The following is a 13,410-nucleotide window of genomic DNA, read 5'->3' on the forward strand; positions in this document are numbered from 1 at the left end:
CAAAAAGGTCCAAGAAGAATCTTGAACCAGTTTTTGTTTTTTACATGCTAGGACTTGTGTGGAAAAATCTTGAACCAGTTTTTGTTTTTTTCAAGCTTTGACTTGTTAGGGAACATTTCATGAAAGAATATACTTTATTAAATTCAAGCTTTGACAACTTTTTAAAAGTTGTCAAAGCTGAAAAATTAAAGTCTGTAAATCTCTTCCATTAATCTTTCTGATTTTTCACTAATAGTTGGTCTTGTATATCGTTGACTCAGGGCAGAAATTAATTTTAATCCATAATTGATCAGCATCGTTTCTGAAATTTCGCTAGTTTCACTTTTTTTGATCTCCTCAATGGTTTTCTTGAAACTTTGCATAATCTCTACTGCAATACCATCACCTTTGTCAAATTCTGATAATATGTAATAAGTTTCAAGCATACGAATTGCAGAAATTTCATACTGAATGTGATCTCCGGGAAATGTGCTAACACTAAAATCCAACACTTCAATGGTTTTGAGGGTATCACTTTCTGCTAGCAATTGCAAAGCTAATGATGTCAATATGTTCCGCATATTTTGGCTTTGACGTGAATTGGAACCATCCAAAACAAAATAAGGATCCTGAAAATCTGGATAAATGAAATTGTGCAACATGTTTTCGTACATCAGCTCTGAGTTTATCCATCCATCATTATTGATATTTTTATCCGTTTCTTTTTTAATAGGAACAAGCTGATAGGCCATACCTGTTTGCATCAGATAATTACTAAGTCCGATAAAGGTTTCACTACTATTAGTTGATCCAAAACAAATAGGCCTTTTCCAATTTGCTTCGGCAATCATATCCATTAAAACCAAAGCGTTTCTTAGAATATTGGAACTGTAATTAAAATGAATTGTATCAAGCATCTCATTCCAGTATTTTTCAGCCAGTAGTGATGAAGCCTTGACATAGTCTTTATTCACTGGTAGGAAATATTTCTTAGCCGATATGCTATTATAATATCGATTATTGGCTGCTTGTACTAAATGGTTTGAATCATCGCTAAAAATTATTTTCAAAGCATAATTTAGATTAACGAATCCATCAAGAGTAATCGCTGGAATAGGGATATTATTCGTATCATCCTCTTCATTTGATTCAAAATAAAAAGGTGGATAATCGAACTTTTCGACATTAAAAACAACCTCACGTAAATTTCCCTTTATTTTACTATTATCGAAGCTGAAATCAATAGGTTCAGATTTAAGATGTTTATTTCGTAGCATATCAATACACCAGTCAGTTTGCATTAATTGAAAATTGACTACCCGAACGTCAGATCTAAAACCAAATTTTTCCTGCAAATACCAAAGCGGGTAGGTGTCGTTATCTCCGTTTGTAATAAGAATAGCATTATCAGGACAAGAAAGCAGATAGTTTCTGGAAAAAGCCAATGTTTGTTGATTGTATAAAGAATCTTTCAAATATTTTCTGGCCATCTGTTCTTCCTTTAGACTCATCAAATTCATGTAGACAAAAAGATGTTCGTTACAATACTTCGTGTAAATATCGCCTATGATAGTTTCCAGTCTGGGATTGAGCTGGTAGGTTTTATAATATTGTTCAATGGCTTGGTTGGCAAAAAAAAGATATTCCTGAAGTCTTTTATCTTCAATTTTTTCATAAGATGCTGATGGATACTTAAGATTTTCATTCCCATATTGAAAACGAATTAAACTACTTGAATAACGACTGTATGCTCGTGCTAAAGAATAAGTCATTTGGGCTGTAGTCAAATTCAGTGTAGACAATAGTTTAATAACAGCAGAAGACCAGCCAATATATCCATAGAATGGATGCAAATCAAATCTTCGCTCATCGTAATAATTGATGAATGCATTGATTTCTTGCTTTAGGTCATATTTGTCGCTTCCTTCATATAGGGCTGTTGATGTGTGTTTTTTTGGTTTAGTAAGCTTGCTGTATTTCTTCAGTTTCTTGAATTTGTTCTTTTTATAAGCCCATATTTTCTCAACATTCAATGTATCTGAAAAATTATTTTCACTGGTTAAATAAACAAACCATCCTTCGCTTTTTTTTGCAAAATATAGGTGGTAATTCTCTGGGTTTTTATAGTTTTCAAAATAGTAGGTAACCACTTCGCGGTAGGCTGGAAATTTTTCAAGTTTTTGAATTAACTCCTGTTCCGATAATGCGTTTTCTCTAGCATTCTTGCCGATCACGTGGTAGCTTGTAAACAGTGTGATACAGATAATCAGGATGAGTTTGGAAATAATCCGAATGTTCATAATTGTCTTATTAGAATGCCATTGAGAATCAACCTCTCCAACAAACGTCTTTATTAATAAGTTGAAACAAGCATGAGTATAAGTCTACACAAACAAGGGAATGACTATATGCGAGTTCCATATGACCTTTTAAAATAATTATAGACATATGAAATAGAGCCCCATATTCTTGTATTGGCAAACACAACTTAATTCACCTATTGTCTAACAAAAGAAATCAGATTTACATCCTCCTTCTTTTTTCTTCTTGCAAAGAATGCAATTTAAAATCGATTTCATAATAAACAGTAGCATTTTACTAATTTAATTTAAATTGATTTCTGTTCTTCGATTTGGGATATATAAGACTTCTCTATTGATCTAATTGTCAGATGGAAAAAGTTTTTTGAATTTTTTTGGTAATGCTATTTTCGCATGAATGGTTTCATCTGTAATTGGGTGTTTAAATTTCAGGGATGATGACTGCAAATACAGACCTTTTCCTTTCAAAACTAAGCCATCTTGGCCATATTTTGTATCACCCAAAATAGGATTACCCAAACGTGCCATGTGAATTCGGAGTTGATGCCTTCTTCCTGTTTGTGGCTTGAGTTCGGTCAGGTTTAAATACCCAAATCGGGGAGATTCAATACTTTCAATAATCTTAAATTCTGTGATAGCTGCTTTTGATTCAATTGGCGTTTCAATTTGGCCATGATCTGCTATTGATCCTATGGTAACGGCATAATAGGTTTTCTGTATTTCCCTTTCTTCAAAAAGTTTATTTAATACAATGATAGATTGAGCAGTTTTTCCAATTAAAAGAGCTCCGCTGGTTGGGAAATCTAATCGATGGATAGGTTCAGGGCATGGCAAACTATCTTTTTGCGTACTTGGTTTCAAATTCCCTGATAAGGAATTTTCAAGTGTCCACTTTTTGTTTCCACTAACTACCATGCCCGCAGGTTTATTGACAATAGCTAAATAGTCGTCTTCATAAATAACATCAATTTTTAAGTCAATAGCAGGTTTTGTTGTTGGCTTATTACTTTTATAAATTTCAATAATTTCACCACCACTAATATAATCGGCTGTGAAAGCTGTGCAACTATTTAACTTTATTAATCCTTGTTTAATGGCATTTTTAAATGCTTTTCTGGAATGAATTGTTTTGAAAGTGCCCGCTTGTATGTCAGATAAGCGCACCTTCATTTCTAATGGTGGGACTTGGTAAGTTTCAATTAGCAAATTATTTTCAGACTCCATTGGTCGTATTTTCTTCCAAATGTAAATAGAATGATTTATTCATATTCGATTTATTCAATGAAAATACCATTAACTAAAAAAACCAATAAAAAAACTGGAAACATAGCATAGCACTAAAGTAGTATAGGCAACCCACACTTTCAATTTCTTTTTAAAAACAAAAATGCTCAGAATAATAACGATTAATGAGCATGCAATATCAAAGTAAATGTGCCAATCTTGTTTTTGAATCAAAAAGAGGCCGCCCTTAACTTTATAAAGATATAGTGTGTCCAGATTAAATCCAATCCAAATTAGTGCAAGTACACATTGAGTCAGCGCATGTTTTTCATGAGGTTTTAGTTTCTTGAGTTTTCTACGTTTCATTGATGTGTTGTATTTTGTCTTCTAGTTACAACAAGAATCGCCACAACTTTTGCTTTCCTGAATGGGTGGACAAGCTACAGATCCATAAGAACAGTAAACACAACAATCTTGATTGATAGGTTTTAAAAGTTTTTTACAATTTTCGCACTCATAAAAATACTGACAGGCATCAGTTGGCATTACTTCTTCTTTTTGATGCCCACATTCAGGACAACTTATAACGGATTTTAATTCAATCTTCATTTAATTTCATTTCAATGTTAATTACTTTGTATCCAGTCGAGTTGATTGCACTTTCAATATCTTCAATATTTGTTTTTGATTTATCAAATTCGACAGAAGAATTGCCGTTTTCAGAAGAGGAATTAATACTTATTATCCCATCAAGTTCATTTACTGAATAATTGACATGTTCTTCACAACTTCTACAGGTCATTCCGCTAATGTCAATGTTTACTTTTTGGATGTTTGTTGGATCAACAATTTCAATCTGACTATTTGTTTTTGGGTAAAAAATATGTCCGTAATAAGGAAATGCTAACATTATTATGGCAAAAACTGTTACCATTCCAAGGAATTTTTTAGATTGAATGAATTTTGGTTTTTCGTCAGTTTCACAATCACATTCCATTTCTTTTTTAGGTTTCAATTTTTGATACCATGCAAAAGCTAAAACCAGAATAGTAATGCCAATCAAATAAGGTCTTAATGGCTCTAACCATGAAAATGCAGATGCGATACCAGATGCACCTGAAATCAATGCTAATATGGGGGTGATGCAACACAAAGAAGCTCCAATGGCAGTAAAAATACTAGTCCATATTAATTTTCTTTCTTTTTTCATTCCGCTTCCTATATTTTGTTGTGTTCAATATAATCAAAATATGGAGATAACAAAATGCATGGATGTATTTGAATGGCTGTTTATTATTTGCTTATCTAATCAATTGAACACTTCCATACTTTTCATATACTTTTCCTTTCCATGACTTTATTTTCATTACGTAATAATAGGTGCCAAGTGGTGCAGGTTGATTGTTAAATGTCCCATGCCATGCTTCATAAGCATTATTGGTCTCAAATATCATTTCTCCCCATCTGTTAAATATTTTTAAAACATAATCGTTTATTTCGCATTGGATCATGGGCGAAAAGTAATCATTAATGCTATCCTTGTTAGGACTAAAAGCATTGGCAATAAAGTATATACAGTCGCAATAGTTCATTTCGACACGAAGAGTATCACCGGCCTGGCCACAACTATTAGTCAATTTCACCCAGTATAATCCTTTTTCTGAAATCGAGAAGCTGGATTCTGTTGAGTTATCTTGCCATAAGTAAGTTGAATTGGCATTGTACACGTTTAATAATAATGTGTCATCAAAGCATAGGATCGTATCATTACCTAAATTAACTTTTGATAAGGGAAATACTTTTACATAAATACTGTCAGTGTATACACCGCATTCATTAACAATTGTTAGCCAGTAAAATCCTTGTTTGCTGATCGTGTAATTTGTAGTGGTTGAACCATCTTGCCATAAATAGTTTGCTCCCAAATTCGATAAATCAAGCTGTAGCTGATCTCCTTCACAAATTATTGTATCACGACCCAGGAATTGTTGAGGGATGTTAAAATCTATGATTCGAATCGAATCACTATTGCTGCAGGCATTTTTCGAAACCTGAAGCCAATATATTCCTTGTTTTGAAGCTAAGCAAAAAGTGTCCTGACTATGGTTCTGCCATAAATAGGAGTCATATGTGTTGTTAACGGCCAGTAGAATAATATCGCCAGAACATAAAAAAGTGTCACTGCCCAAGTTTAGTAGTGGCTTGTTTTTACTAACAATATAAACTGAATCGCTACTGCTGCAATGACCCATAGTTAGCTTAACCCAGTAGGTTCCGGCTTCCTTTACTGCAAATATTGGAGCAGATGAATTATCCTGCCACAAATAGCTTGCAAAGGGTGTTGATGCATTTAACAAATATGTTTCGCCCTTGCAAAGGAATGTATCTGGGCCAAGGTCTACAACTGGCGGTAGGCTATAAGTAACCTGAATTGTATCTCTTAAAATGCAGTTTTGATGCCTTACTTCTACCCAATATTTTCCGCTTTTTGTAACCCTAAATGTTGCTTGTGTCGAATTATCCTGCCATTTATAGGTTGCATTTTGGATTTGGGTGTTTAAGGTTAAAATATCTCCCATACATAAAGTAGTATCACGACCCAGATTTAAAGTCTCACAAGCTTTTCCTTTTATGATATAAATACCTGCCAAATCCGCAGCACCAGCTGTATGAAGAAAAATTATTTTTATACCCATCACTGTATCTGTTGAACAAAGTGAAAAGTCAGAAGAATAGTCCAATGGTAATATATATCTTTTTCTACCCGATGTTCCTACTAAACAATTCCGAAATATATGAAGCCAGGCAGTGTCTGCAATTCGGGTCCAGTCATTTACATCAACATAATGAGTATTGGAATAGGTATTATTGGAGAGCAATAGGCTTACATAATAATTATCAGCATGATAGCTTGTTTCCAAAAGAAGTTCATATCCATTACTATCAACTGATGGGTAGCCAAAAAGCCCTGTCATCTCATCTCCAGCATTAAAATTGACCCAGGTTTTATGATCAGGAGGGCCAGTCACAAAGCTTGCATCACAACCCATTGGATGAACAGCACTAACCAGGTAATCTCTAGCGTTATAACCATCAATTGTTTGCGCATAAAGGCCAAAGACATGCAGTATGAAAATTAAAGAAACAAGTATTTTTTTTAATAAACTTGACATAGCAACATTTCGTTCTATGGATTTATAATTGAAAAAGTAGCTTAATCCCTAATGATATAGTTTGTCTGTTCAAAGAGAGTTAACAAGCAATATTTATAAACTCCACTTACCAAAGTTAAGGATTCGTAATTAAAATAAAGAATCCAATAGTGCGAGCATTAGAAGAGGATGGTTACTAATCAGGCCTTGCCTTTAATTTTTTCGCAACCCAATATTTTTCTGTAATAAGTACGAAGCCAATTCCTGTCAAATAGGCCAGTAAATCAAGCCAATTAAATGAAGTGCCAATGACAATTTTAGCTGTTTTTGAGTTTTCTAAACCAAGTTTTTCAACGATATTCAAAAATTGAAGAATTTCTATGCTAAATGAAAAAATCAATACAAATAGGGCAACAGTTAATACAGGCAGTTTTAAAAATGATTTTATAAAGCAATAGATTAAAACAACAACCAAAAGATCACCGATATAGGGTCTTATAAAATTATCGTGTACAAATAGGGCAATTGCAATTTCGACAAGGAAAATAAGAACTGCTAAGCCAAAATATTTTTTATTGAAGGTGATCATCAGCTGTTTATTGGTTTTTTAAATACTATCCTCAAACAACTTTCATCAATTTATAACAAATCGGAAGCTAATTCCGCCAGAATAGATCGTTCTCCCTTTTCCATGGTAACATGTCCATATAGCCCCTGACCTTTCATTTTATCAATTAATACAGTCAGTCCGTTGGAACGAGAATCTAAATAAGGCGTATCTATTTGATAAGGATCTCCTGTAAACACAATTTTGGTTCCTTCTCCTGCTCGGGTAATAATGGTTTTAACTTCGTGAGGAGTTAAGTTTTGTGCCTCATCTACTATAAAATATACTTTTGATAAACTTCGCCCTCGGATATAAGCCAATGGAGTAATCATCAATTTCTCATTCTTCAGCATGTCGTTAATACGCGTAAAATCAGTCGATTCTTCTTTAAACTGATGTTTAATAACGGTCAAGTTGTCGAACAGAGGCTGCATATAGGGATCCAGTTTACTGGAAACATCTCCGGGCAAATAACCAATATCTCGGTTTGAGAGGGGAACAATGGGACGTGCTAATAATATCTGCTGATAGCTTCTTCGAACCTGTAGAGCTGCTGCCAATGCCATGAGCGTTTTTCCTGTTCCTGCCTTGCCCGATAGAGTAACGAGGCTAACTTCAGGGTTCATCAAGGCATTTAATGCAAAAGCTTGTTCGGCATTTCGTGGCGTAATGCCATAGGCACGCATTTTTTCCACCTGCCGAAAAGTTTTTGTTTCATCATGAAAAACAGTTAAAATACTTTTGTTGCCATTTCGAAGGATGAAATATTCATTGGGGAGAGGTTTTGTTTCAACACCGCTTTTATCTAATTCAATGTAGCCTGATTTGTATATTTCATCAATAACCTCTGATTGAATATGCTCAACAAGGTTTTTCCCAGAGTAGAGCTCATCAATATCCTTGATTTTTCCCGTTTCATAATCTTGTGCATGAATGCCTACGCTTTTGGCTTTCATACGCAGATTTATATCTTTAGAAACCAGGAAAACATTACCGGCACCTTTTTCAATTGCTAAATTAAAAGCCACCGATAAAATGCGATGATCTGGTTTATCTTCCCAGAAAACATTTTTCAGTTTTTCATCAAAATTTGTATTGGTGCTAACAACAATTTCTTCCCCGGTATCCAATTTAACTCCATCGCTAAGCAAGGAGTCTCCAAAAATAATATCGAGTTCACGTGCAAATTCACGTGCATTGTAATTGATTATTTCATTTCCTCGTTTGAATTTGTCGATCTCCTCCAATAAGGTAATTGGTATAACAACAATGTTGTCATCAAAGGAGTATATGCTTTGGAAGTCATATAACACTACGTTTGTGTCGAGGACAAAAATTTTCTTTTGTTTGGTTTTTTTAGCCATCTGTCTTCAGTCTGTTCAAAGAACATTTATCAAGCGAAATATACGCCAATATTGGATTATTGGATTTGTGATTTATGCACAAGGGGGTTGATAAATTCTTTAAGAAAGAATTTGGGTAGTGTGAATTCAGGAATATAAATTGATAGAAAGATTATAGGCAGTGTTTCCCTTGACAGCAATTTTTTACCTTAAACAGTTTTTCGAGTTTGCTCACTATCTCTTCATATTTCAATTTTCTCTAGGATGTTTTGTATACAAATTCAAACAGAATTGTTAAATAAATGTATATCCTTTATTATACCACAAACATATTTACTGTATTACCATTCATAATTAGGCCACAGATTTGCAGAAATTTCACTTGCCTCCTGAAAACAAATCTGTGAATTCTTTGGCAATTTTTTATCATCGGTACAATTGCAGATATTCAAATTAAATAATAGTTCTGAGACTACTTCCTTCATCTTTTTTTAGCGCACTATTATGACAGCAGGCTGATCATTTTACACTTCTAGCGGGTTTTTATTCGCCAACAATTACGATTTATCATGGGTTTATTTAGTGTTAAAATACACTTTTTAGGGGGTAAACAAGAACTAGTTTGCATAAATCAGCACATAATAACTTAGATTTGTACTGATTTTTCATTTACTCGAAAATATTAACATGAAAAGAAGTGCATACAATCAACTGCTGGAATGGAAAAATGACAAGGATCGTAAACCATTAGTAATTCAGGGAGCCAGGCAGGTTGGTAAAACATATTTAGTGAATGAATTTGGCAGGAAGGTATATAAAAACTACATATACCTAAATTTTGAACAAGATTCAAACCTTGAATCCATTTTCAACCACTCGTTAAATCCACTTGAAATTGTTGAAAACATTGGTTTGTATCTGGGACAAAAAATAACATCAGATGAGACCTTGGTTTTTTTTGATGAGATTCAAGTATCCCCCAGGGTATTAAGCAGCCTGAAATATTTTCAGGAACAAACACCTGAATTTCATATTATTGCAGCAGGCTCACTTCTTGGAGTAAGTATTGGAAAAGAATCTGGGTTTCCGGTTGGAAAAGTAAACTTTATGACAATTTATCCCATGTCATTTAATGAATATTTAATCGCTATGGGTGAAGACCTTTTAGTGGATAAATTAGAAAAAATAAAATCCCCGGATCCACTAGCTGAAGCCATCCATCAAAAATTAATGAATTATTTTAAAATGTACCTTTATCTAGGGGGGATGCCGGAAGTAATTCAGAATTATATTAATGAGCAAGATATTGTTAAAGCAAGACGTATTCAAAACGATATATTACAATCATATCACAGGGATTTCTCAAAATACGCAGATAAGAAGCAAGCTATTAAAATCTCCGAATTCTGGCACTCCATCCCCAGGCAATTAGCAAAAGAAAACAAAAAGTTTAAGTATGGTGAAATAAAGAAAAATGCAAGGGCTTCCATGTTTGACCAAACTGTTGAATGGTTAAGTAAGGCAGGTTTGATTACAGTAGTTTATAATGTTCCGACTCCAAAAATGCCTTTGTCAGCATTTGCTGATTATTCTAAGTTTAAAATATTTTTTCACGATGTTGGATTATTAGCTGCAGAATTAAATGTGTCTTCTGAATTAATACTACTTGAGAATAGGATTATATCAGAGTTTAAAGGAGCATTTATTGAGAATTTTGTTGCCCAGGAATTAAAATCTTATGGTAATAACTCACTTTTCTATTGGACTTCCAAAAGTGAAGCTGAAATTGATTTTATCATTTCTGATTCAGCAAAGATTTATCCTTTAGAAGTAAAAAGTGGAATGAACAGGAATATTAAAAGTTTAAGAAGTTATGCTGATAAATATTCTCCGGATAGAATATTCAGACTCTCACCCAGAAACCTGATCCAATCAGATGATTTTATTAATATTCCATTGTATGCATGTAAGCTGCTAAAGAATTTCATTTAATTGGAAAAGCAATATATATTATCTTAAAAGCTGTATTGGTCCGTTAAACGTCTTTTTATCTCCATTAGTACCAGTCCCGATTAGTTGATAATAATAAGTACCCAATTGACAATACTCCCCTTTAAACTTCCCATCCCAACCCTCATTAATATCATCACTTTCAAACAACTTCTCTCCCCAACGATTAAAGATTTGGAGATTGTATTCAGAAACAAAAATGCCTTTAGGAAGGAAAATGTCATTAATGCCATCTCCATTTGGCGTAAAAGAATTTGGAACAAACAATCTAAATTCTGTTGGAATACAAACTACATTGGAAACGGAATGGAGGCTGTCAACGTTGCGGTAGGCGATTACTCTGTAACAGTAACTTGCTGAGTTAAACTTGCTGAATGAGTCCATAAATTGGTTTTCCCCTCTTGAGAGGGGCAGGGGTGTGTAAAAATGCAGTTCATTTGCCACACACTCGTTGTATACTTTATCACAACCTGCAACCTGCAACTCGTAACTAGAAACCCCTTGTGCCCATTCTTCATAAGCCGACCAAACAAGCTTCGGATAAGCTTCGTTCGTATCAACCTGTAGCAAAATACTCTTTCCATAATTTGAATACTCCCCAGTAAATTCACAACTATCTGTAACTCTTAAGCGGTAATAATAATTTTGATCATCAGGATAAACCATGTAATCCTCAAAGCTGAAAGTGCTCTGATCTTCATCTGACAGATAATCCCACCATGAGCCATCATCGGAACGCTCCAGATTGTATGTCATGGGGATACCTTCAATCGGTTTTGTCCATTCAACCAAAATATGTTCATCGTTTTCTACTGTTGCCCGTTCAAGAGTGGGGGCAGAGACTTTACTTTCAATTTTGAAATATTGAGTTGTATCACTGGCACAACCAAAATCACTAGTACTTACTAATGTTACAGCCTTTTGTCCTGTATCATAATAAATGGTAAATGGATTCTGACTTCCGCTGGTATTTCCGTTTCTAAAGTCCCAATACCATTGGGTAATATTACCGCTATCCACCATCGAACTATCAAAAAACCACATGGTGTCTTCCACACAATTATTCAGGTAAATGAATGCAGCTACTGGCATCGGGTATACGTAAATGTTTTGTTCGGTTGTGTCTGTGCAGTTTTGATCACTAGTGGCAACGAGCTGAACTGGATATTTACCCCACTTTTTGAATTGAAAGGTTGAAGGTTGGAAAGTTAAAAGTTCATTAGTATCGATAATCCACGTGTAACTCATTGTTCCAGTTTCTATGCTTGAAAGGTTGGTGAATTCAAAACTGTTGGAATCGAGGCATTGGGTGGAGTCGTTGATGCTGAAAGCTGCTTCAGGACTGGCATTAAGAAATAGTTGTTTTACAATTCCGTCTTTACAATCCTGAGTTGTGGTTGTGATTAATTCAATATCTATTATTCCGGGATTAAGGAATGTTAATGAATCAATTTGATAATTTGTTATTGTATCAATCTTGTTAATAATCCATTGATATTGAATAATACTATCCTTTAGAACACTGCTTTTGTTCTCTAAACTAAATTGATGTCCGTTAAAACATTGAGATGAATCGTTTATCTCGAAATCAGCAATTGGCATTGCACCAACAATAAGCTGTTTGATAATGGTATCATTACAATTAAGATTTGAGCTAACTACCAACTCCACCTCAAAAGTATCTGTTGAGAGGTAGGAATAATTTAATGATGACTGAATCGAAGTATCTCCATTTCCTAATTCCCAATGATTGGAAGTTATGATGCCTGATGGTACTGAGGATGTGTTAATAAAAAGAAAATAGTTATACTGAAGACATTGAGATGAATCAACAATGATAAAATTAGCAACAGGATTTGGATGTATAATAATTGCCTTGCTGATAGAATCACTACACATAAATTCTGACTCCACTTTCAACTTAACATTATATTGCCCACTAAGCAAATATTGATGGCTAGTATGCATTATGGAGTCAAACGTAAAATCATCAAATTCCCAATAAAAACTCATTGAACCTGAATCAATTGATGAGTTGTTATTAAACTGAAAATGATTAATGTTCAGGCACTGACTTGCATTTGAAAAAGTAAATCCTGCACTTGGAGCATAATGAACCACAATACTTTTAACAATCGTATCTGTACATCCATTTGCTGTTATGGGGATAAGTTGTAGCTGATGATGACCTGCAATAAGATTTGAAATTTGAAGATCATAAGTCGAATAGCTTTTGTTTCCTATTAACCAGCTATTGGCAATTATACTATCGTTGATAACTGTTGACAGGTTCTTCATTACAAAATCCTGTTCATTGAAGCATTGTGCACTGTCATTTATACTAAAATCAGATACAGGCATTGGGTGAATAAATACCTTTTTACTCATCGTATCAGCACAGCCGAAATTGGAGTAAGCTGTAAGTGATACTATAAAACTGTCTACATTTGAATAGGTGTGATAAATAGTATCCTGCACATTCGAACTATCCCCATCCCCAAAAAACCATTTGTAAACTATAGTTCCATAATCGTTTCGTGTTGTGTTGTAGAAAATGAATTTATTGTTTGAAAAGCATTGTGAAGAATCGGATATCTCAAAATCTGCCCTTGGTGGAAAAACATACACTTTATTAGTTAAAGTATCCAGACAACCATAGTCTGAAAGTGCATATAGCACCACATTGAAACTATCTTCCCTGCTGTAGTGATGAGTAGCATTTGTATCATAACTTTTTAATGAATCTCCAAATTGCCACTCATAAGAACATGAGC

The 13,410-nt window shown here is 34.1% G+C and carries 10 protein-coding genes; 1 reads left to right on the plus strand and 9 read right to left on the minus strand.

Annotated features, from left to right (window positions below; genetic code table 11):
- Nucleotides 1–185 precede the first annotated feature (185 nt).
- The 8 genes from HOG71_16555 to HOG71_16590 form a co-directional block, all read right to left on the minus strand.
- Entirely contained in the window at nt 186–2,279 is a 2,094-nt protein-coding gene (locus tag HOG71_16555) for a hypothetical protein (GenBank protein ID MBT5992460.1), read from the minus strand.
- Between the two features lie 360 nt (nt 2,280–2,639).
- Nucleotides 2,640–3,524 carry an RluA family pseudouridine synthase gene (locus HOG71_16560; GenBank protein ID MBT5992461.1) on the minus strand — a complete coding sequence of 295 codons (885 nt, stop codon included), beginning with the start codon at nt 3,522–3,524 and terminating at the stop codon, nt 2,640–2,642.
- 69 nt (nt 3,525–3,593) lie between these two features.
- Nucleotides 3,594–3,890 carry a hypothetical protein gene (locus tag HOG71_16565; GenBank protein MBT5992462.1) on the minus strand — a complete coding sequence of 99 codons (297 nt, stop codon included), beginning with the start codon at nt 3,888–3,890 and terminating at the stop codon, nt 3,594–3,596.
- Nucleotides 3,891–3,911: 21 nt separating this feature from the next.
- Nucleotides 3,912–4,133, minus strand: coding sequence for a hypothetical protein (locus HOG71_16570; GenBank protein ID MBT5992463.1), 222 nt, complete (start codon nt 4,131–4,133; stop codon nt 3,912–3,914).
- Nucleotides 4,123–4,734, minus strand: coding sequence for a mercuric transport protein MerTP (gene merTP, locus HOG71_16575; protein ID MBT5992464.1), 612 nt, complete (start codon nt 4,732–4,734; stop codon nt 4,123–4,125). Before merTP ends, HOG71_16570 begins: the two co-directional genes overlap by 11 nt.
- Before the next feature lie 91 nt (nt 4,735–4,825).
- Nucleotides 4,826–6,697 (minus strand): gliding motility-associated C-terminal domain-containing protein, encoded by a 1,872-nt coding sequence (locus tag HOG71_16580; GenBank protein ID MBT5992465.1) that lies wholly within the window; start codon nt 6,695–6,697, stop codon nt 4,826–4,828.
- Nucleotides 6,698–6,872: 175 nt separating this feature from the next.
- Nucleotides 6,873–7,265 carry a DUF2809 domain-containing protein gene (locus HOG71_16585; GenBank protein MBT5992466.1) on the minus strand — a complete coding sequence of 131 codons (393 nt, stop codon included), beginning with the start codon at nt 7,263–7,265 and terminating at the stop codon, nt 6,873–6,875.
- 50 nt (nt 7,266–7,315) lie between these two features.
- A complete protein-coding gene (locus HOG71_16590; protein MBT5992467.1) occupies nt 7,316–8,647 on the minus strand; it encodes a PhoH family protein in 1,332 nt (443 codons plus the stop codon).
- Nucleotides 8,648–9,313: 666 nt separating this feature from the next.
- On the opposite strand from HOG71_16590, the gene HOG71_16595 reads away from it, so the two are divergent.
- Nucleotides 9,314–10,618, plus strand: coding sequence for an ATP-binding protein (locus HOG71_16595; GenBank protein ID MBT5992468.1), 1,305 nt, complete (start codon nt 9,314–9,316; stop codon nt 10,616–10,618).
- Nucleotides 10,619–10,636: 18 nt separating this feature from the next.
- Here the strand turns inward: HOG71_16595 and HOG71_16600 are convergent.
- The coding region (locus tag HOG71_16600; GenBank protein ID MBT5992469.1) for a T9SS type B sorting domain-containing protein at nt 10,637–13,410 on the minus strand (2,774 nt) is incomplete at its 5' end.

Source organism: Bacteroidota bacterium, from assembly GCA_018698135.1.
Classification (GTDB): domain Bacteria; phylum Bacteroidota; class Bacteroidia; order CAILMK01; family JAAYUY01; genus JABINZ01.